The organism is Citrobacter sp. R56, assembly GCF_016811995.1.
GTDB classification, from domain to species: domain Bacteria; phylum Pseudomonadota; class Gammaproteobacteria; order Enterobacterales; family Enterobacteriaceae; genus Citrobacter_D; species Citrobacter_D enshiensis.
The window spans coordinates 520,831-542,030 of sequence record NZ_CP069159.1 but is presented as its reverse complement, the minus strand read 5'-3'; the positions used below and the strand labels follow the sequence as shown (position 1 = coordinate 542,030).

The following is a 21,200-nucleotide window of genomic DNA, read 5'->3' as shown; positions in this document are numbered from 1 at the left end:
AAAAAACACAGGGGATAACGATATTTTATGGCGATAACATCTGCGTTTTAGAGGTTATTTTAAAAAGACCACACAGACGATAATTCAAGCAATTACGGCGTAATTATCACGCAAATTTACATTTAAATTTATAAAGTAATTTATCAACTATCTGTATAAGCAGGACAAAATTGCCGTTAAAAATTGTGGCACATCACATTTTTCTACCTTGTTTGTGTGTGAATAAATATTACATTTATCATTTGCTAAACTATTCAGCTATTTTCATTATCATTTTAAACAATATTTTAACACTTTGTTTGTCAGTTTTTGCAGCGCGTAATTTTGTGATTTTGATCATCAGCATTTCTTTTATCTGGCATAAATCCGCAGTGGTAGCGTTTTGTGTTAATCGTCACAAAACAAGAAATCTCTCCAGAGGGATGCTGCCCGCGTTATTTCAAATATGCCGATTTATTACCCGATCCCTCCCGTTTATTGCACTCCAGGAGCGCTAAATTCATGCCAGCAACGAGTACATTATCCGCTAATAAAACGTTTATCGGACGCAGTGCTGGCTTCCAGAGGTAAGCACGTCCCTCCCCCTGACTCATTTCTTTCACCACAAAACCGCAAAATGCGCGGAAATTCTCGCCGATTATCCGTTGCCTTTACGCCACAATGAAGGCCAGACAAGGTCCCCAGAGCAACACAATTCGCTGTGTTCATGTGCTATCAGCCCCTCCACGCCTCTCACTGAAGTTTTCAGCGTTCTCCATTCTGGTCTGAAATGGTTTTTCATTTTGTTCTCTTTTTTGACCACGTTCTCATTTTTACTCTGGGTTATGGTTGATAATTGCACTTGTCCGGACATCCGGACAAATAATCACTCAACGGTCTGGAGAATGAACCATGGTGAATATCGTGCACACCCGCTTAGATGACCGCTACATTCACGGTCAGGTTGCGACGGGATGGATTCCGCATACACAGTCAAATCTGGTTGTTATCTGCAATGACGCTGTAGCCGGAGATGAATTGAGAAAACAATTGATATCCATTGCCGCACCAGAGGGAGTTGGGGTTCGCTATTTTTCAGTCCAAAAAACGATCGATGTCATTCACCAGGCCTCGCAGAAACAACACATTCTGCTGATGACGGACAACCCGCTGGATGCATTAAAGCTTGTTGAAAACGGCGTGCCGATCAAAGAGATCAACCTGGGGAATCGCGCCTGGTCCGCCGAGCACGACATTAAAGTTTACAAGTCCTATCACGTAAGCTCTGAAGAGAAAGCCGCCCTGGACACGTTGGTAAGCAAGGGAATTACTGTGTACTACGCGCTGACGCCTAATGACAGCAAACAAGTCTACAAAGGTTAAATTTCATGGAATTAACAACAGTTTTGCTCATTGCGCTTGTTGCCGCATTTACCGGTGCAGATTCGTTTGCTGAGCAGTTTCAAACCTATCGCCCGGTGGTTGTTGGCTTTTTGGTTGGCCTGGTGCTGGGTGACGTCAAAACAGGTTTGATGGTCGGTGCGATTCTGGAACTGGTCTTTCTGGGTCAGACTGCGGCATTTGGCGGTGCCCAACCCCCTAACATGGTGATCGGTACCGTTATCGGCGTAACGTTCACGATTGTGAGCGGGCTCGATCCAAAGGTTTCTGTTGCGCTGGCGGTGCCATTCGCCATTCTGATGCAGGCGATCATGACCGCATTTTGTACTTTCCTTGCGGTGTACATGCATAAAAACGATCGCTATATCGAAACCATGAATTTCTCTGGTTTTGCCCGTACTCAATGGACGGGTCTTAGCCTCGCCTTCATCTTGTACTTTGTTGTCGCTTTTATTCCGATTTACTTTGGCGCCGAACAAGCCTCCGGTTTCATCAAATCGTTACCTGAGTTTGTCATCCACGGTCTGAGCGTCGCTGGCGGGATCCTGCCTGCCGTTGGTTTTGCCATGCTGCTTAAAATGATGTGGCAACGCCAGCATATCCTGTTCCTGATTGCCGGTTTCGCCGCAGTGAGTTACCTGAAGATGCCGATCCTCGCGCTGGCTATCTTTGGGGGTTGTTTCGCCGCTTACGATTTCTTTTCTAATCAACATCGTCAGCAGACTATGACTAAAACGGCGCCAGAAGCCGAAGAAGAAGGGATCTAAGATGAGCGATTTTATCGACCAAACTGAAGCGCCTGAGTTAACCAAAGCAGACTTAAATAAGGTGTGCTGGCGCTCAATGCTGTTGAATACCAGCTTTAACTACGAGCGTATGCAGGCAGGCGGTGTCATTTACTCAATGCTGCCTGCACTGAAGAAGATCCACACCAATCCTGACGATCTTAAAAAGTCGTTGAATTTGCACAGTGAGTTTTTCAACACCAACACCTTTGTACCCACATTTGCCTTTGGCCTGGCGTTGGCCGCCGAACGTAAGAAAGCGGCGCCTGACGTTATCCGTAGCATTAAAATCAGCGCGATGGCGCCAATGGCGGGTTTAGGCGACTCATTACTGTGGGCGACGGCGATCCCCATCATTGCCGGTATTGCCGCGAGTCTGGCAAGCCACGGTAATGTGTTCGCGCCGTTCTTTTATCTGATCAGCTTCTTCGTGATTCAGTTTTCGATCCGTTTTGGCCTGATGCACTTTGCCTACAGAAATGGCACAAAGGCCTTTGCCAACATCAAGACGGTTTCTGCACAGCTTTCACGTACCGCCACCATTCTTGGGATGACGGTAATAGGCGGCCTAATGGCCTCCTATATATCGATATCGACACCGCTAACGCTCGATGCCGGAGACATGGTGGTTAAACTGCAAAGCGATCTGCTGGACGCAGTGATGCCTAACTTACTGCCTGCACTGGTCGCCATCGCTGTGTTCTACGCCGTTAAGGTGAAAAAAATCAAACCGCTGGTCATGATTGGTGCCATCACTGCACTTTCAATCCTTGGCGCAGCAGTGGGGATTGTGTAATGAACGTTGTGGTGATCATTAGCGGTCACGGAGAATTCTCTCAAGGGCTACAGAGTCTGATTAAAGGCGTATTGGGTGATGTAGACAATTTTTATGCCGTTCCCTATGCCTACGATATGTCTTCCGCCGTTTTCAGGGATCAACTGGAATGTCTGGTGACATCTCAGGAACCGAACTCTGCATTTTTAGTCCTCACTGACATGAAGGGTGGTACCCCTTTTAATAAGTCAGTAGAGTTAAAACTAAAAGGTTATGACATTGAGGTTCTAACCGGTACAAATTTCAATATGGTGGTGGCCGCTATCGAGGCTCGAGATGACGTCGATACCATGCCTGAGCTTGTTGAAATAGTGTTAGAGCAGGGGAAAGAATCAATATCTGCGTTTGTTATAGAAGATACGCAGATATCCTTTGAGGAAGAAGACGATGGAATCTAAACATTTATTGCCGAAGTATCTGCAGATTTCTGAACTGATTTTAGAAGAGATTCGCGGCTTACAGGAAGGTGATAAATTAACGTCAGAATTGATGCTAAAAGAAAATTATCAATGCAGCCGCTCAACCATTCGTAGCGCTATTGCCTACCTGATTGAACGTGGCTACCTCGTCTCGAAACAGGGCATTGGTAATATTGTGACCATTCCGATGCTCCGTGAGGAAGTCGAACCTGAGTTGAGCTTTACTCAGGATGTCGATAAAAAAGGGCTGAAACATAAAACCATTATTGAGAAAGTTGATTTTCTAAAGTCTGCGTTTGTCGCAAATATTTTTGGTGTTGCCGCAGATGAATGTTTTGCAGTCATATCCCGTCGTCGTTATGTCAACGACGCTCTGGCTGTGCTTGAAGATACCTATCTTCTGCAATCAACATTTAACTTGCTTAATATTGAACATGTTGAACAGGTTGGCTTGTACCGGGCCCTTGATGATATCGGCAAGAGCGGCGAAATGAGCATTAAAGAGAAGCTCACACCCATTATTCTCAATGAAGAGCAGTGCAAAATTTTTGAGGTGAATGAACCCACTCCCATGATGAGCGTTATTCGCATCGGTTCAAATGAGAATGGCGTATTTGAATATACCGTCTCAATCACTGATTCAGGCATTCTTGAATTTACACGAAATATGAAAAGAGGTTAACTGATGCAATTGGTTAAATTAACGACCCAGGAAGATGTTGCGGCCCATGTAGCACAACAGATTGCCGACACTATCGCGAGAAAAGAAGACGCTTCATTTATTCTTGCTTCAGGTGGAACACCGACTAAAGCATTTGATATGGTACCGTCAATGCTGTCCAGTCCTGCCAGCCAAGCAAAAATCATTAAATTAGATGAATGGGTGGGTCTCAGTAATTCGGATAAAGACTCGTGTGAACACTATTTAACTGAACATGTTGTTAAGCCATGGGGTATTCAACCCGAAAATTACATCGCGTTCGATGGTGGTGAATTACCGGAAACCGAAGTTGAACGTATTCAGGAAGTCATGGACTCAATGAAAAATCCTGACCTGTGCATTATTGGTCTGGGTATGAACGGGCATATTGGTTTTATCGAACCTAACGACGGCTTGCCAGTGAACGTCAGTAAAGTTACGCTGCACTCGGCTTCAAAAGCGCATCCGATGGTATCAGGTAAGAATAATATTGAATTTGGTATCTCATTAGGATTGCAGGAAATTATGTCAGCCAAAAAAGTCATTTTGATGGTGACTGGCGAGCATAAAAAGGAGATCTTTGACAAGTTACTCAAAAGTAACGTGACGACGTCCCTACCTGCATCGCTGGTGAAAATACATCCTAATGCTGAAATAGTGTATTCCGAAGATGTAATTTGATTTCAACGCCATCCCCTGAAAAGCAAAAACCCCGCCGAAGCGGGGTTTTTTAATAGGTGAAACGGACCGATAAGCCGCTTTCTTTTGAGTATAGCGTCGTGGACAGTCATTCATCTTCCCTGTCCCGTAAAAGTAAAAACCCGCCGAAGCGGGTTTTTACATAATTAGGTGAAACTGACCGATAAGCCGGGTTCTGTCGTTGGACAGTCATTCATCTAGGCCAGCAATCGCTCACTGGCTCAAGCAGCCTACCCGGGTTCAGTACGGGCCGTACCTTATGAACCCCTATTTGGCCTTGCTCCGGGTGGAGTTTACCGTGCCACGGACTGTTACCAGCCGCGCGGTGCGCTCTTACCGCACCCTTTCACCCTTACCTGATCCCACTTGCGTGGGCCATCGGCGGTTTGCTCTCTGTTGCACTGGTCGTGGGTTTCCCCCCCAGGCGTTACCTGGCACCCTGCCCTATGGAGCCCGGACTTTCCTCCCCTCCGCCCGTCTCCCCCGAAAGGGACGACGACGAAGCGGCGACTGTCTGGTCAGCTTCGGCGCGAAGTATAGAGGGTTTGCGTGCCCTTGTCACCCCGCACTGTGCATCCCGACGGCCAGCGTGGCTGCAATATTGCGCGAGGCACGATAAATATTGTCAAATGCGCCCCGAAAGGTCTCTTCCAGTGCAAGAGGGAGCTTTAATTCTCGACCAGAATCACATCAATACCCATTTTCCGTAATGCTTCCAGACACTCAACGGGAATGCCTTCATCAACAATAATCATATCAATACGCTGCATATCAATAATTTTGTGCAGGCTGGAGCGGTTAAATTTGCTGGAGTCTGTGACGACGATAATCCGTTCCGCCACTTCACTCATTCGGCGATTAAGTCTGGCCTCATCTTCGTTGTGCGTGCTGACGCCGCGATCTAAATCGATCGCATCGACGCCGAGAAACAGCATATCAAAGTGGTAATTTTGCAATGACTGTTCCGCCTGATCGCCGTAAAACGACTGCGACTGGCGACGCAAATGCCCGCCCGTCATCAGCAGTTCAACCCCTTCCGCTTCGAGTAACGCATTGGCAACGTTCATACCGTTGGTCATCGCAATCACATCGGTATGCTGGCGTAGCATGCGGGCAATTTCACAGGTGGTAGTACCGGAGTCAAGGATCACGCGATGCCCGGGTTTGATCAGTTCCGCGGCCGCTCGGGCAATACTGCGTTTCACCGCCGTATTAAGCGAACTTTTATCTTCAACCGAAGGTTCCGCGGCAGGCATATTGCTATCGCAAATCAGCGCGCCGCCGTAAGCTCGAACGGCAATTCCCTGTTTTTCCAGAAACGCCAGATCGTTGCGGATTGTGACCGTGGAAACCCCGAACAATGCTGAAAGATCGTTTACCTGCACACTTCCCTGCTGTCGCAACCGCTGAATAATCTGCTCACGCCTTTCGCTGGTACCCGTTACCCGCTTATCTGCAGAAGCGTCGGTATTACTCATAAAAAATCCTTTAGTAAATCTTTCGTTTCATTTCGTTTTTCTTATTAACGCCTTTCCTTTAGCGGAATGCAAGTCCCATAAGCCTGCCATGCCCCCGTCAACACACCGCTGAAACCTTTCATTATGTTTCTTTTGTGAAACAGATCGAAAAACCAATATCTTTCGTTTTATTTTTACGACACCATAAAGCAGTATCAATCGAAACAAAACGAAAGATTAATGTCATAGATATCTGACCGGGAGAGGGAAGTGAAACATCTGACAGAAATGGTGGAACAGCATAAACGGGGAAAAACAAACGGGATTTATGCCGTTTGTTCCGCACATCCACTGGTGCTTGAAGCCGCAATACGCTATGCCCACCAACACCAGGCTCCGTTGCTGGTAGAGGCAACGTCGAACCAGGTTGATCAGTTCGGTGGCTACACCGGTATGACGCCCGCCGATTTTCGCGGTTTTATTTGCAGTCTTGCCGACTCACTTGGCTTCCCCCAGTCGCAGCTCATTCTGGGAGGCGATCACCTCGGCCCAAACCGCTGGCAAAATCTCCCCGCCGATCAGGCCATGGATAATGCAGACGAGCTGATCAAAAGCTATGTTGCCGCAGGATTCAAAAAGATCCACCTTGATTGCAGTATGTCCTGCGCCAACGATCCTGTTCCGTTGACTGACGAGATTGTCGCAGAGCGCGCCGCTCGCCTCGCGAGGATCGCGGAAGAAACCTGCTGCGAACATTTTGGCGAAGCCGATCTGGTTTATGTCATCGGCACCGAAGTCCCTGTCCCCGGCGGCGCTCATGAGACACTCACCGAACTTGAAGTCACGACACCAGATGCGGCACGCGCGACACTGGAAGCCCATCGACACGCATTTGAAAAGCAAGGGTTAAATTCCATCTGGCCCCGCATCGTTGGACTGGTGGTACAACCCGGCGTCGAGTTCGATCACACGCATGTTATTGACTACCAGCCGCAAAAAGCAGAAGCACTCAGCACGATGGTAGAAGCGTACGACACGCTGATCTTTGAAGCGCATTCAACGGACTATCAAACACCGCAGTCGTTGCGCCAACTGGTGAAAGATCATTTCGCGATCCTGAAAGTAGGACCGGCTCTCACCTTCGCGTTGCGCGAGGCTCTCTTCTCGCTGGCGGCCATTGAAGAAGAATTACTCCCTGCAAAAGCAGGCTCCGGACTACGTCAGGTCCTTGAGAGCGTGATGATTGACCGCCCTGAGTACTGGCAAAGCCACTACCACGGCGATGGCAATGCACGCCGGTTTGCTCGCGGCTACAGCTATTCCGACCGCATCCGCTATTACTGGCCGGATCAGCACATTGATGACGCTTTTGCCCGTCTGGTACGCAACCTGGCTGACGAACCAATTCCACTGCCGCTCATTAGCCAATATTTACCGCTGCAGTACGTCAAAGTCCGCGAGGGGGTTCTCAAGGCTGCGCCACGAGACCTCATCATCGACCATATCCAGGACATCCTGCGACAGTACCATGCAGCCTGTCAGGAATAGCATCCCGTCACAGACAGAGGATTAGGAAAAATATGGCCATGCTACTGCGCGCAAGACGCCTGCTCACTGAAGAGGGCTGGCTCGATGATTATCAGCTAAGGGTCGATAACGGCGTTATCACCGCCATTGAACCTATTCCTACGGGAATCAGTCAGCGCGATGCGGAATTACTCTGCCCTTCGTACATTGATACTCATGTGCATGGCGGCAACGGTATAGATGTTATGGATGAGGCTCCCGATACGCTCGACAAACTGGCGCTGTATAAGGCACGTGAAGGCGTGGGCGGCTGGCTGCCCACGACCGTCACGGCTCCGTTGAGTGCTATCCACAACACGCTGGCGCGTATCGCACAGCGTTGCCAAAACGGGGGGCCTGGCGCGCAAGTGTTGGGCAGTTATCTGGAAGGTCCGTATTTCACGCCGCAGAACAAGGGCGCGCATCCGCCTGAGCTGTTTCGCGAACTGAATATCGCCGAGCTGGACACACTGATTTCTGTCTCGCAACACACGTTACGCGTGGTGGCGCTGGCCCCGGAGAAGCCGGGGGCGCTGGCGGCTATTCAGCATCTCAGGCAACAAGGCATTCGGGTAATGCTTGGACACAGCGCAGCCACCTATGAGCAAACGCGTGAGGCATTTGATGCGGGGGCCGATGGGTTAGTGCACTGCTTTAACGGTATGACCGGACTGCATCATCGTGAACCTGGGATGGCCGGCGCCGGACTCATTGATTCGCGTGCCTGGCTGGAACTTATTGCAGACGGACATCATGTCCACCCGGGCGCTATGCAAGTTTGCTGCTGCTGTGCAAAAGAACGGGTGGTACTGATTACCGATGCAATGCAAGCCGCAGGGATGCCTGATGGGCGTTACTCGCTGTGTGGCGAGCAAGTAGAGATGCGTGATGGCATTGTGCGAACCGCCGCAGGCGGACTCGCTGGCAGCACACTCTCACTTGATGCGGCGGTACGTAATATGGTTGAACACACAGCTGTCTCGCCAGAAGATGCCATCCACATGGCCTCGCTTCACCCGGCCCGATTACTCGGCATAGAGCGCCAACTCGGATCATTAAGAGCAGGCAAGTGCGCCAACATTATCGCCCTCGATAGTGGGCTCCATCTTCAGCAGATCTGGATTCAGGGTCACCCCCACCCTCTTTAGCCCTGATACGTTGTCTCACACAGGCCTTCGGTGTTTACCCGAAAGGCCTTTTCTTTCTTTTCCTTTCGTTTAATCAACTTTCTCTGGCTCCAGAGTCCAAATTCAATAGATTAAATTTCAATGAGATAGATTTCACTTTCATTTCATTGATCACAATTTTCGTTTTATTCCTTTTTCTTTCATTGAAGTTTCGATTTCTTTCTTATAGATTTCATTCAATTGATCATGTGAACAAGTGAAATGAAACGAAAGTCTATGGTCTTTTGACCAGCGTCTGATGTGGAATTCACACGACTAAGGATTGAGTTATGCCCGAAACCTATACTTCCGCCACCGCCGCAACCGGCACCTGGACTGAAGAAGAGATCCGCCAGCAACCCGCAAGCTGGATCCGCTCGCTCAAGAACATCGACACTCTTCGAGCCGCTATCAACGATTTTCTTACACCGCTGTTGCGTAAGGATGATCTGCGGATCGTATTGACCGGTGCAGGCACCTCGGCTTTTATCGGCGACATCATCGCTCCCTGGCTCGCACGCCACACCGGAAAAAACATCAGCGCCGTACCGACTACTGATTTGGTTACCAATCCGATGGATTACCTGAATCCTGCACACCCTCTGTTGCTGGTTTCTTTCGCCCGCTCTGGCAACAGTCCGGAGAGCGTTGCCGCCGTTGAACTGGCAAATCAATTCATCCCCGAGTGCTACCACCTTTCCATCACCTGCAATGAAGCCGGAAGCTTGTATCGAAATTCCGCCGAAAGCGATAACGCCTTCGCTCTGCTGATGCCTGCAGAAACCCACGATCGTGGGTTTGCAATGACCAGCAGCATCACCACCATGATGGCCAGTTGCCTGGCTGTTTTCGCCCCTGAAGCTATTAACAGCCAGACGTTTCGTGATGTGGCCGATCGTTGCCATGCGATCCTCACTTCCCTCGGCGATTTCAGTCACGGCGTGTTCGGCAATGCGCCATGGAAACGCATCGTTTATCTCGGTAGCGGTGGACTACAGGGTGCTGCGCGCGAATCGGCATTGAAAGTGTTGGAACTGACGGCGGGTAAACTGGTTGCGTTCTATGACTCCCCTACCGGTTTCCGCCACGGTCCAAAATCGCTGGTCGATGACGAAACACTGGTTGTGGTGTTTGTCTCCAGCCATCCATACACACGCCAGTACGATCTTGATCTGTTGGCTGAATTACGTCGCGACCAGCAGGCAATGCGCGTCATGGCGATTGCGGCTGAAAGCGACGCCATCATCGAGGCAGGTCCACATATCCTGCTGCCCCCTTCGCGCCCATTTATCGATATGGAGCAGGCATTTTGCTTCCTGATGTACGCGCAAGTGTTTGCCCTGACGCAATCCATCAGCGTCGGTAATACCCCAGATACACCTTCCGCCAGCGGCACGGTAAATCGTGTTGTGCAAGGCGTCGTTATTCACCCCTGGAATGCGTAAGAGGATCCCGCAATGAGCATTATTTCCACCAAATATCTTCTTCTGGATGCCCAGGCAAAAGGCTATGCGGTTCCCGCCTTCAACATCCATAACGCCGAAACGATCCAGGCGATCCTCGAGGTCTGCACTGAAATGCGATCGCCGGTGATCCTTGCCGGGACGCCGGGCACCTTCAAACATATCGCACTGGAAGAGATTTACGCGCTGTGCAACGCCTATTCCACGACCTATGACATGCCGCTGGCGCTGCATCTTGATCACCATGAATCGCTGGACGACATCCGCCGTAAAGTGAATGCAGGCGTTCGTAGCGCCATGATCGACGGCAGCCACTTCCCGTTCGAGGAAAACGTGAAACTGGTGAAATCGGTTGTCGATTTTTGCCACGCGCGTGACTGCAGCGTGGAGGCAGAACTGGGACGTCTGGGTGGTGTAGAAGATGACATGAGCGTTGATGCAGAAAGCGCCTTCCTGACCGATCCACACGAAGCGAAGCGTTTTGTTGAGCAGACCGGTGTCGACAGCCTTGCCGTTGCAATTGGTACTGCACACGGGCTCTACACCAAACGCCCCAAAATTGATTTTCAGCGCCTGGCGGAAATACGCGAAGTGGTTAATGTGCCGTTGGTTCTTCACGGCGCAAGCGATGTTCCAGACGAGTATGTGCGCCGCGCTATCGAACTGGGGGTATGTAAAGTCAATGTCGCGACAGAGCTGAAAATCGCCTTCGCCGACGCTGTCAAAGCATGGTTTGCTGAAAATCCGCAGGGTAACGACCCGCGCTACTACATGCGCGTCGGTATGAATGCCATGAAAGACGTGGTGAGAAGCAAAGTTAATGTCTGCGGCTCGGCTAACCGCCTGCTGCTCACTGCTGAAGCCTGAAAAATATCAGGTACCAGAATCACGACATAAAAAAATAATTCTAAACCTCTCAAATATGAAGGTGCGTTCTTAATACAAGGCGGACCTTCAATTAATATTATCGATTCCGAGGAGTCCCTACATGACGCAGGTAAAGTCGTTTAAATCGAAGGCGTGGGAGTTTTTTCAGAGTCTGGGAAAAACATTTATGTTCCCAGTATCCCTCCTTGCATTTATGGGTTTATTACTGGGCATTGGTAGCTCAGTCACCAGTCCTTCAACAATTAAAAGTTTCCCTTTTTTGGGAGGAGAGCTCACCCAATTAACCTTCGGCTTTATTGCTATGGTAGGTGGGTTCGCCTTCACCTATCTTCCTATCATGTTTGCCATGGCTATCCCTATGGGTCTCGCCAAACGTAACAAAGCCGTAGGCGCCTTTGCCGGTTTTGTGGGTTACATGCTGATGAACATGAGCATTAACTACTATCTTAGCGTTACTCACCAACTTGCTGATCCTGCGGCAATGAAACAAGTGGGTCAGTCAATCGTGTTAGGTATCCAGACTCTTGAGATGGGGGTACTTGGCGGTATTGTGGTTGGTGTAATTACCTATTTTCTCCATGAGCGTTTTCAGGACACCGTGCTGCATGATGCTTTCGCATTTTTTAGCGGCATCCGTTTTGTCCCGATTATTACTGCATTAACGCTCTCGCTGGTGGGTCTGTTTATTCCTCTTCTGTGGGAGTACGTCGCGCTTGGCATTGCAGGGATTGGTCATCTCATTCAGGGTACCAGCGTCTTTGGGCCATTCTTGTACGGCGTGGGTGTACTGTTGCTCAAACCCTTTGGTCTGCACCACATTCTGCTCGCGATGGTGCGTTTCACCCCAGCGGGTGGCATGGAGATTGTTAACGGTCATGAGGTCGCTGGGGCACTGAATATCTTCTATGCAGAGCTTAAAGCGGGCTTACCGTTTAGCCCACATGTTACGGCATTTCTGTCACAAGGGTTTATGCCAACGTTCATTTTCGGCCTGCCTGCCGTGGCTTACGCCATTTATCGCACTGCTCGCCCGGAAAACCGCCCGGTGATTAAAGGTCTGTTGCTTTCTGGCGTGCTGGTGTCAGTGGTAACGGGGATTTCTGAACCTATCGAATTCTTGTTCTTGTTTATTGCCCCAGCGTTGTATGTCTTCCACATTGTGATGTCAGGCCTGGCCTTGATGGTCATGGCGCTGTTAGGCGTCACAATCGGTAACACCGACGGCGGTATTCTTGATTTACTGATCTTCGGTGTCATGCAGGGCTTGTCAACAAAATGGTACCTGGTCTTCCCTGTTGGGATTGTATGGTTTGCCACCTACTTCTTTGTCTTCCGTTGGTACATCCTCAAACACGATATCAAAACACCAGGACGCGAGGAGGATCAACAAGGGGCATCGCAAGCGGTTGAAGCTAACACCAAAGCACGAGGGAAATCGAAATACGATCATGGTCTGATTCTCCGCGCCCTTGGCGGGAAAGAGAACATTGATTCGCTGGACAACTGCATTACTCGCCTGCGTCTGGTAGTGAAAGATATGAGCAAAATTGATCAGCAAACACTAAAGGATGCCGGTGCATTGTCAGTGGTTGTCCTTGATGCGCACAGCGTGCAGGTCATTATCGGACCACAAGTCCAGAGCGTAAAAACAGGCATTGAAGCGTTAATCTAACAGGAGGTTGTTGTGTTTGATTTTGATAAAATCATCGAACGAAAAAGCGATAAATGCCGGAAATGGGATCACGCTTTTGTCTGTTCTCGCTTTGGGGAGGTTCCTGCGGACTTTATTCCACTGTGGATTGCCGACATGGATTTCACTTCACCGCCTGAGGTTATTGAGGGTTTCCAGCGGATAGTCACGCACGGGACTTTCGGATACACATGGTGCTTTGACGAATTTTACGATGCCGTTATTAATTTCCAGCGGCAACGTCATCACGTCAGTGTTGAAAAATCATGGATAACATTAACCTACGGTACCGTTTCTACATTGCACTACACGGTTCAGGCATTTTGCCAGCCTGGTGATTACGTAATGATGAATACGCCAGTCTACGATCCGTTTGCAATGGCAGCGCAGCGACAGGATGTACGCGTTCTCGCTAATCCACTGCGTGTAGAGGACAATCGCTATCAATTGGATTTTGATCTCATTGAAAGCCAGCTCAAAACCTATCACCCGAAACTGTGGTTCTTCTGCTCTCCGCATAACCCGTCAGGGCGGATATGGCGCGCCGCTGAAATTCGTCAGGTTTCAGAACTGTGTAAACGCTACGGTGTGATACTGGTCGTCGATGAAGTGCATGCTGAGCATATTCTTGACGGGGAGTTTGTCAGTTGCCTGACATCGGGGTGCGCAGCGCCGGATAACCTGATTGTCCTCACGTCACCTAACAAAGCCTTTAACTTAGGTGGGTTGAAAACCTCTTACTCAATGATTCCGGATGCAACACTCCGGCAGCGTTTTCGCCAGCAGTTGGAGAAAAACTCGATTACCTCTCCAAATATCTTTGGCGTCTGGGGAATTATTTTCGCCTATCAACAGGGACTTCCGTGGCTGGATGCGTTAAATGGCTATCTACGCAGCAACGCGTTATATCTGACGGATGCCATCAGATCACATTTCCCTGACTGGAAAATGATGAATCCAGAATCTTCATATCTGGCGTGGATAGATGTCAGTGCCGATAAACGCAGTGCGACGCAATTAACTCAGCATTTTGCCCGGCAGGCGGGAGTGGTAATTGAGGATGGCAGCCATTATGTACAAGACGGTGAAAACTACTTGCGCATTAACTTCGGCACCCAACGTTACTGGCTGGAACAGTCAATAGACAGAATGTTGAAGCATTACTGATCCTCGAACAACAGTACTGTCCCTTTTGGGGCAGTACTGTTTATCTTAAAAAACGAAAACCAAAACTCACCGTGAAACGAAACCAACTGCAAAATACACTTCAGGCTATAGCGGTGAAAAATACTTGACCACTGCCGTGACGGCGGCCATTCCGGCCTCGTTTTTGTGGCTGCATGACAATACGACATGCTTACTGGAAGGCTTGCGTTATTCAGACCGATAGCTTTCAGCACACTCGCCACGTCCCGCCTTTCTTCGCGCCAACGCGTTGCAACTTTCCTTTTTGCTGCAACGCTTTCAGATATCGTTCAACGGTTCGGGATGAGATTTCGCATCCATCAGCAATATTTTTAGCGGTTAACTTAGGCTGAGTCGATAAGAGCTGTAGAATGCGTCTTTCTATTTCCACCAACTCAAACGGCATTTCTTCCGACATTTCTTCCGACATTTCTTCCGACATTTCTTCCGACATCGTCGGAGCTTGCCCTAATCCTTCTTTCAAAGCGTAGATGATATTGCCCAAAATAAATTCTATAAATGGCGTACAACTACTTTGCCGATCGCACTGCCCTAACACCTGATAATACCGATCCTGCTGGTAATGAATCAGTGTTTCTACCGGCAGCCATGCCAATTCGGTACGCCACTCACGGAGAATTAATGTTTGCCACAACCGCCCCATTCGCCCATTACCATCAGCAAAAGGATGAATAAATTCAAATTCATAGTGGAAAACAGCCCCTGCAATAAGCGGGTGGTGTTCTGTCGTTTTTAACCAACCCAGCAAGTCATTAACCAAACGCGGAACTTGTGAGGCAGGAGGGGCCATATGAATAAGATGATTTTCCCTGTAGACACCGACATTCCCGGAACGCAATTGGCCGGGGTTATCGACCAGCCCTAGCATCAGGACCCGGTGGGCAAGTAGGAGATCGGATAGCCGTTCACTTTTCCACTCCGACATTTTTTCATAGGCCAGAATGGCATTTCTGACTTCCTGTATATCTTTAGCCGGCGCCAGAATTCGCTTACCTTCCATCAGAGCGGTAACCTGCTCTGTCGTCAACGAATTATGTTCAATCGCCAAAGAAGCTTGAATTGTACGAATGCGATTCTCTTTGCGTAAAAGAGGGGATGTTCTACCCGCCATCGCCGCCCAGTGTCCCATAAGCTCACCAATCTCAATCACTTGATTGAGTATCAATGGGGTAACAACGAAAGGAGGCTGATATCCACCCACTCTTATTCTCCCTGCTGCTCCAGCGCATACTTATACAGCGCATTTTTTTTCACGCCGTGAATTTCGGCGGCCAACGCGGCGGCCTTTTTCAGCGGCAGTTCTGCCTGTAATAATGCCAGCGTGCGTAGCGCATCGGCGGGAAGATCGTCGTCCTGCGCCTTATGCCCTTCGACAATCAGTACCATCTCACCTTTGCGGCGGTTTTCGTCCTCTTTAACCCACGCAAGCAGCTCACCCACCGGCGCGCCGTGAATCGTTTCCCAGGTTTTTGTCAGCTCACGGGCCAGTACCACATAGCGGGACTCCCCCCACACGGTGACCATATCTTCCAGGCTGTCCAATAAACGGTGGGTGGATTCATAGAAAATCAGCGTACGCGGTTCTGCTTCGATAGCTTTCATCGCATCGCGACGCCCTTTGGATTTTGCCGGCAGAAATCCTTCGTAGCAAAAACGGTCCGACGGCAGTCCGGCCGCACTTAAGGCCGCAATCGCGGCACACGGCCCCGGTAAAGGCACCACGCGGATCCCTGCTTCGCGGCAGGTACGCACCAGGTGGTAGCCAGGATCGTTGATGAGCGGCGTTCCCGCATCGGAAACCAGCGCAATGTTCTGCCCTTCTTTGAGTTTCGCCACCAGCGTTTCGGCCTTTTGCTGCTCGTTATGGTCATGCAGCGCAAACAGGCGAGCGTTAATCGCAAAGTGTTGTAACAATAAACCCGTGTGGCGAGTATCTTCAGCAGCAATTAAATCAACGGCTTGCAAAACTTCGAGCGCTCGTTGGGTAATATCAGCCAAATTCCCGATAGGAGTAGGTACAATAAAGAGCTGGCCTTGAGAATTATCCGCCGATTCGTGTTGTTTCATTGTGTCGTCCGTATTGCCGATTTAATATTGAGCATTGCGTAAAAAATATCACTGGATACAGTATGGTACCCTCAACATTTTGTCGTTTGAAAGCCGCGCGCTGTCTGCCCGTTATCCTGGCAGCCTTGATGTTCGCCGGTTGTGGCACCCAGGCGCCCGATCAGAGTGCAGCCCATATGCAGGGCACTGCACAGGCTGATTCCGGTTTTTATCTGCAACAGATGCAGCAAAGTTCAGATGATAGCAAGACCAACTGGCAATTACTCGCCATTCGTGCACTGCTGAAGGAAGGTAAAAGTCAGCAGGCGGTCGAATTGTTTAACCAGTTGCCGCAAAATCTGAACGATAGCCAACGCCGTGAACAGTCTCTGCTGGCGGTGGAAATCAAGCTGGCGCAAAAAGATGTGGCTGGCGCGCAGGCGTTGCTGGATAAGCTGACCCCTGCTGATTTCGATCAAAATCAACAGGCGCGTTACTGGCAGGCGCAAATTGATGCCAGCCAGGGACAGCCTTCCCTCTCTTTGCTGCGAGCCTTAATCGCTCAGGAGCCGTTGCTGGCCGCTAAAGACAAGCAGAAGAATATCGATGCTACCTGGCAGGCGCTTTCGTCCATGACGCAGGAGCAAGCTCAGGCGCTGGTCATCAACGCGGATGAAAATGTCCTGCAAGGATGGCTGGATCTGCAGCGTGTCTGGTTTGATAACCGTAACGATCCGAACATGATGAAGGCTGGCATTGTTGACTGGCAAAAACGCTACCCGCAAAACCCGGGGGCGAAAATGTTGCCAACGCAGCTGACGAATGTTCAGAGCTTCAAACCCGCCTCCACCAGTAAAATCGCCCTTCTGCTGCCGTTGAATGGCCAGGCTGCCGTCTTTGGTCGCACTATCCAGAAAGGCTTTGAAGCGGCAAAAAATATGGGGACTCAGCCGGTAGCCTCACAACCGGCAGCAGTACCCGCCCCCGCAGCGGAACCTGTCGTAGCAGAGAGTCAACCGCAAGTCACCGACGGCGTTGCCAGCCCTTCTCAGGCCTCCGTCAGCGACCTGACGAACGATCAGCAGACGCAACCCGACGCACCGGTTAGCGCGGTGCAAGCCGCACCTGCTCAACCGGTAACGGCAAGCGCCCCAGCGAACCCTTCGGCGGAACTGAAAGTCTATGACACCAATTCCCAACCACTGAGCCAGGTTCTGGCCCAGGTTCAGCAAGATGGCGCCAGCATTGTTGTCGGTCCGCTGTTGAAAAATAACGTCGAAGAGCTGATGAAGAGCAACACTCCGCTGAATGTGCTGGCGCTGAATCAGCCAGAAGCGGTACAGAACCACGCCAATATTTGTTACTTTGCCCTCTCGCCGGAAGATGAAGCTCGCGATGCGGCGCGCCACATCCGTGAGCAGGGGAAACAAGCGCCCCTGTTGCTGGTTCCGCGTAGTGGGCTGGGCGATCGCGTGACAAACGCGTTTGCTCAGGAGTGGCAGAAATTGGGCGGCGGTACCGTGTTGCAGCAGAAGTTTGGCTCAACCGCTGAGCTGCGAATGGGCGTCAACGGTGGTGCAGGTATCGCGCTGAGCGGAAGCCCTGTCACCACCAGCACTACGTCGCAACCTGGCGTTACAATTGGCGATCTAACGATTCCAGCCCCGCCGACAGACGCGCAAATCACAGGCAGCGGTGGTCGAGTGGATGCGGTCTATATTCTGGCAACGCCAGAAGAAATCGCCTTTATTAAGCCGATGATCGCCATGCGTAACGGTAGCCAGAGCGGTGCGACGCTGTACGCCAGTTCACGCAGCGCACAAGGGACCGCAGGCCCAGACTTCCGTCTGGAAATGGAAGGTCTGCAATACAGTGAAATCCCCATGCTGGCGGGCAATAATGCCCCGTTGATGCAGCAAGCACTCAGCGCTGTGGGTAATGACTACTCTCTCGCCCGTATGTATGCCATGGGCGTTGACGCCTGGTCTCTGGCCAACCATTTCTCGCAAATGCGCCAGATGCAAGGTTTTGAGCTTAACGGAAATACCGGCACATTAACTGCCACGCCGGATTGTGTGATTAACAGGAAGTTATCATGGCTCAAATACCAACAAGGACAGGTTGTTCCCGCCAGTTAACGCATAAACAGACCGGAGACGCGTGGGAAGCTGCCGCGCGTCGATGGCTGGAGCGCAAAGGACTGCATTTTATTGCCGCCAACGTGCATGAGCGCGGTGGCGAAATCGATCTGATCATGCGTGAAGGCAATACCACGGTTTTTGTTGAAGTCCGATACCGCCGCTCCGCCTTGTTCGGTGGAGCGGCAGCCAGTGTGACCCGGAGCAAACAACACAAATTATTACAGACCGCCCGCGTGTGGCTCGCGCGCCATAACGGAAGTTTTGATACTGTGGATTGCCGGTTCGATGTGTTAGCCTTCACCGGAAACGACGTTGAGTGGATTCAGGATGCGTTTAACGATCGCTCGTAATTGAAGATTTAAGGATTAGCGTGCTAGAAAGAATCAAAGTTTGCTTTACAGAAAGCATTCAAACTCAAATTGCTGCGGCAGAAGCGCTCCCGGATGCTATCTCCCGTGCCGCCATGACGCTGGTTCACTCCCTGCTCAATGGCAACAAAATTCTCTGTTGTGGTAATGGTACCTCCGCTGCCAACGCACAGCATTTTGCTGCCAACATGATCAACCGTTTTGAAACAGAACGGCCCAGTTTACCTGCCATTGCACTTAATACCGATAATGTGGTCTTAACAGCGATTGCTAACGATCGTCTGCATGATGAAATCTATGCCAAACAGGTCCGCGCGCTGGGACACGCGGGAGATGTCCTGTTGGCAATTTCAACGCGTGGCAATAGCCGCGATATCGTAAAAGCCGTAGAAGCTGCCGTCACTCGTGACATGACTATTGTGGCGCTAACCGGTTATGACGGGGGCGAACTGGCCGGATTGTTAGGGCCGCAGGATGTTGAGATTCGTATCCCTTCACACCATAGCGCGCGCATTCAGGAAATGCATATGCTGACGGTAAACTGCTTGTGCGATCTGATCGATAACACGCTTTTCCCTCACCAGGATGATTAAGGAGTACACATGAAGGCACTTTCGCCGCTCGCAGTCCTTATTTCTGCGTTGCTGTTGCAAGGTTGCGTCGCTGCTGCCGTTGTCGGTACTGCAGCCGTTGGCACAAAAGCCGTCACTGACCCACGTAGCGTAGGGACCCAAGTAGACGACAGTACCCTGGAGTTACGCGTGAGCAGTGCGCTGTCTAAAGACGCACAAATCAAGAAAGAAGCACGCATCAACGTAACAGCGTATCAGGGTAAAGTTCTGCTCGTCGGCCAGACGCCGAATGCTGAGCTTTCCTCACGAGCAAAACAAATTGCGATGGGTGTGGAAGGAACGACTGAGGTGTTTAACGAGGTCCGCCAGGGCCAGCCGATTAGCCTGAGTGAAGCTTCTAACGACACCTGGATTACGACCAAAGTACGCTCCCAGTTGCTCACCAGCGACCAGGTAAAATCGTCTAACGTGAAAGTGACCACCGAAAATGGAGAAGTCTTCCTGATGGGTCTGGTGACCGACCGTGAAGCGAAAGCAGCGGCGGATATGGCCAGTCGCGTCAGCGGTGTGAAACGCGTCACTACCGCCTTTACTTTTATTAAGTAGCCATCATCCATTGCCCGGTGACGCTTCACCGGGCATGTTTACGACACCTTCACGCCGCTCTTTCACGAAGCTGTGAAGAGCTCAGAATAGTCACCCCTTGTTGGTCCGGTGACAGGGCTTGTGCCAGCATCACGCTTGCCACATCACGCGCTTCAATCGATTTCCAGTTCCCTGGCAGCAGCCGAAACAACGGCGCAAAGATCGTTTCATTCATGCGTTGCTTTGATCTCTCGCCGAGCAGCATGGACGGACGCACAATGGTCAATCTTGGCCAGTTTTGCGCCATCAGCGCCTCTTCCATCTCGCCTTTTACCCGATTGTAGAAAAAAGGCGAATGGGCATTGGCCCCTATCGCGCTCACCACCAACATATGTTGCGCCCCCAGACGCTTCCCCGTCAGAGCAGTGTCCACCACCAGCGTATAGTCCGCATGAATAAACGCTTCTTTACTTCCCGCCTCGCGCCGGGTCGTTCCCAGACAGCAAAAGACGATATCAATCGGATCGGTGACCTGTGCCAGCGCATCGGTGAGTTGGGGATCGTGCGGGTTATAGATACCTGGCGTATCCGGGAGAGGACGACGTGTAGGCGCGGCGATTGAATGGATCTTCGGTTCGTTCAGCAACATTCGCAGTAGATGGCCGCCCACCAGCCCTGTCGCTCCCGTGATTAACACCTGGCTCATCGCATCTCCTGGTTTCTGGCATCAATACGCCTTCTAACTATAGAACACCGGCTTGCTCACGTAACCAGTGCATTTTTTTGCCAAAACCCATTGTGTTGTCAGTGAACTTGATTTCATCCAGGCGAATTTCCCAAACCGGTGCAGGCAGTACTCTGGCTACGGGGAAGCGGCGGTTGTAGAGCCTGCGCGCGGAGTCACTTTCCTCACCGTCAAGACGCCGGATTTCCCCTTTAAACTGTACGCCGCGGATCAGGGCGACGGTTTTAGGCTGACCATTCACCGTCCCGGCGACGGGCGCTTGTGGTCCGGACATCCGGGCGTGGCGGGTTTTCTCTTCCGTCAGCACATAAAATGCCATTTTCTGAGCATCAAACAGGTAAAAGGCATTGGCGCACCACAGTTCGCCGTCATGGTGTACACACCAGGTCACAACGTGTTGTTTCGCCAACCAGCGCGATATAGCAGTCAGTGTTTCCATCTCTGTTCTCTCTTATACTGAGCGCCTGAACATTAACATATGATCATTCA

The 21,200-nt window shown here is 50.6% G+C and carries 21 protein-coding genes, 1 other RNA gene and 1 pseudogene; 16 read left to right on the top strand and 7 right to left on the bottom strand.

What is annotated here, in order from left to right; all coding sequences use genetic code 11:
* Nucleotides 1-891 precede the first annotated feature (891 nt).
* From JM656_RS02620 to JM656_RS02595, 6 genes are read left to right on the top strand one after another with little or no spacing between them, the layout of a single operon-like run.
* A complete protein-coding gene (locus tag JM656_RS02620) occupies nt 892-1,362 on the top strand; it encodes a PTS sugar transporter subunit IIB (RefSeq protein WP_203359883.1) in 471 nt (156 codons plus the stop codon).
* 5 nt (nt 1,363-1,367) lie between these two features.
* Entirely contained in the window at nt 1,368-2,147 is a 780-nt protein-coding gene (locus JM656_RS02615) for a PTS sugar transporter subunit IIC (protein ID WP_203359882.1), read from the top strand.
* 1 nt (nt 2,148) lies between these two features.
* Entirely contained in the window at nt 2,149-2,961 is an 813-nt protein-coding gene (locus tag JM656_RS02610) for a PTS system mannose/fructose/sorbose family transporter subunit IID (protein WP_203359881.1), read from the top strand.
* Nucleotides 2,961-3,398, top strand: a complete 438-nt coding sequence (locus tag JM656_RS02605; protein ID WP_203359880.1) for a PTS sugar transporter subunit IIA — start codon at nt 2,961-2,963, stop codon at nt 3,396-3,398. Before JM656_RS02610 ends, JM656_RS02605 begins: the two co-directional genes overlap by 1 nt.
* Entirely contained in the window at nt 3,388-4,101 is a 714-nt protein-coding gene (locus JM656_RS02600) for a GntR family transcriptional regulator (RefSeq protein WP_203359879.1), read from the top strand. Before JM656_RS02605 ends, JM656_RS02600 begins: the two co-directional genes overlap by 11 nt.
* A gap of 3 nt (nt 4,102-4,104) precedes the next feature.
* The gene (locus JM656_RS02595) at nt 4,105-4,800 is read left to right on the top strand and encodes a 6-phosphogluconolactonase (RefSeq protein ID WP_203359878.1); all 696 of its coding nucleotides are present in this window, start codon (nt 4,105-4,107) and stop codon (nt 4,798-4,800) included.
* 166 nt (nt 4,801-4,966) lie between these two features.
* Here JM656_RS02595 and rnpB read toward each other — a convergent pair.
* The 3 genes and pseudogenes from rnpB to JM656_RS02585 form a co-directional block, all read right to left on the bottom strand.
* An RNA gene (gene rnpB / locus JM656_RS02590) (RNase P RNA component class A) lies at nt 4,967-5,344 on the bottom strand.
* A gap of 32 nt (nt 5,345-5,376) precedes the next feature.
* A pseudogene (locus JM656_RS22200) lies at nt 5,377-5,472 on the bottom strand (hypothetical protein); the annotation flags it as partial.
* A 14-nt stretch (nt 5,473-5,486) separates the two neighbouring features.
* A complete protein-coding gene (locus JM656_RS02585; protein ID WP_203359877.1) occupies nt 5,487-6,296 on the bottom strand; it encodes a DeoR family transcriptional regulator in 810 nt (269 codons plus the stop codon).
* Nucleotides 6,297-6,545: 249 nt separating this feature from the next.
* Here JM656_RS02585 and kbaZ point away from each other — a divergent pair, with 249 nt between their 5' ends.
* From kbaZ to JM656_RS02555, 6 genes are all read left to right on the top strand, one after another.
* Nucleotides 6,546-7,823 carry a tagatose-bisphosphate aldolase subunit KbaZ gene (gene kbaZ / locus JM656_RS02580; protein ID WP_203359876.1) on the top strand — a complete coding sequence of 426 codons (1,278 nt, stop codon included), beginning with the start codon at nt 6,546-6,548 and terminating at the stop codon, nt 7,821-7,823.
* A 32-nt stretch (nt 7,824-7,855) separates the two neighbouring features.
* Nucleotides 7,856-8,989 (top strand): N-acetylglucosamine-6-phosphate deacetylase, encoded by a 1,134-nt coding sequence (nagA, locus tag JM656_RS02575; RefSeq protein ID WP_203359875.1) that lies wholly within the window; start codon nt 7,856-7,858, stop codon nt 8,987-8,989.
* A gap of 308 nt (nt 8,990-9,297) precedes the next feature.
* Nucleotides 9,298-10,452, top strand: coding sequence for an AgaS family sugar isomerase (locus JM656_RS02570; RefSeq protein WP_203359874.1), 1,155 nt, complete (start codon nt 9,298-9,300; stop codon nt 10,450-10,452).
* Between the two features lie 12 nt (nt 10,453-10,464).
* Nucleotides 10,465-11,337 carry a tagatose-bisphosphate aldolase subunit KbaY gene (gene kbaY / locus JM656_RS02565; RefSeq protein WP_203359873.1) on the top strand — a complete coding sequence of 291 codons (873 nt, stop codon included), beginning with the start codon at nt 10,465-10,467 and terminating at the stop codon, nt 11,335-11,337.
* Nucleotides 11,338-11,458: 121 nt separating this feature from the next.
* Nucleotides 11,459-13,030: a maltose/glucose-specific PTS transporter subunit IIBC gene (malX, locus tag JM656_RS02560; protein ID WP_203359872.1), complete on the top strand. Its 1,572-nt coding sequence runs from the start codon at nt 11,459-11,461 to the stop codon at nt 13,028-13,030.
* Nucleotides 13,031-13,042: 12 nt separating this feature from the next.
* Nucleotides 13,043-14,215, top strand: coding sequence for a MalY/PatB family protein (locus JM656_RS02555; protein ID WP_203359871.1), 1,173 nt, complete (start codon nt 13,043-13,045; stop codon nt 14,213-14,215).
* Between the two features lie 226 nt (nt 14,216-14,441).
* Here the strand turns inward: JM656_RS02555 and JM656_RS02550 are convergent, their stop codons facing one another.
* A complete protein-coding gene (locus JM656_RS02550; RefSeq protein WP_203359870.1) occupies nt 14,442-15,455 on the bottom strand; it encodes a Fic family protein in 1,014 nt (337 codons plus the stop codon).
* 2 nt (nt 15,456-15,457) lie between these two features.
* Nucleotides 15,458-16,321: a 16S rRNA (cytidine(1402)-2'-O)-methyltransferase gene (rsmI, locus tag JM656_RS02545; RefSeq protein ID WP_203359869.1), complete on the bottom strand. Its 864-nt coding sequence runs from the start codon at nt 16,319-16,321 to the stop codon at nt 15,458-15,460.
* A gap of 62 nt (nt 16,322-16,383) precedes the next feature.
* On the opposite strand from rsmI, the gene JM656_RS02540 reads away from it, so the two are divergent.
* Genes JM656_RS02540 through dolP form a run of 4 tightly spaced genes read left to right on the top strand, consistent with a single transcriptional unit; the run spans nt 16,384 to nt 19,987 of the window.
* Nucleotides 16,384-18,438 (top strand): penicillin-binding protein activator, encoded by a 2,055-nt coding sequence (locus JM656_RS02540; RefSeq protein WP_203359868.1) that lies wholly within the window; start codon nt 16,384-16,386, stop codon nt 18,436-18,438.
* Nucleotides 18,396-18,791, top strand: a complete 396-nt coding sequence (locus JM656_RS02535; protein ID WP_203359867.1) for a YraN family protein — start codon at nt 18,396-18,398, stop codon at nt 18,789-18,791. The genes JM656_RS02540 and JM656_RS02535 overlap by 43 nt, the downstream gene beginning before the upstream one ends.
* Before the next feature lie 20 nt (nt 18,792-18,811).
* Nucleotides 18,812-19,402, top strand: a complete 591-nt coding sequence (gene diaA / locus JM656_RS02530) for a DnaA initiator-associating protein DiaA (protein WP_203359866.1) — start codon at nt 18,812-18,814, stop codon at nt 19,400-19,402.
* Nucleotides 19,403-19,411: 9 nt separating this feature from the next.
* Complete coding sequence (gene dolP, locus JM656_RS02525; protein WP_203359865.1) at nt 19,412-19,987, top strand: division/outer membrane stress-associated lipid-binding lipoprotein; 576 nt, start codon at nt 19,412-19,414, stop codon at nt 19,985-19,987.
* Between the two features lie 49 nt (nt 19,988-20,036).
* Here the strand turns inward: dolP and JM656_RS02520 are convergent, their stop codons facing one another.
* Together JM656_RS02520 and JM656_RS02515 are read right to left on the bottom strand one after the other, a co-directional pair.
* The gene (locus tag JM656_RS02520) at nt 20,037-20,672 is read right to left on the bottom strand and encodes an NAD(P)H-binding protein (protein ID WP_203359864.1); all 636 of its coding nucleotides are present in this window, start codon (nt 20,670-20,672) and stop codon (nt 20,037-20,039) included.
* 37 nt (nt 20,673-20,709) lie between these two features.
* A complete protein-coding gene (locus JM656_RS02515; RefSeq protein WP_203359863.1) occupies nt 20,710-21,150 on the bottom strand; it encodes a YhbP family protein in 441 nt (146 codons plus the stop codon).
* Nucleotides 21,151-21,200 lie beyond the last annotated feature (50 nt).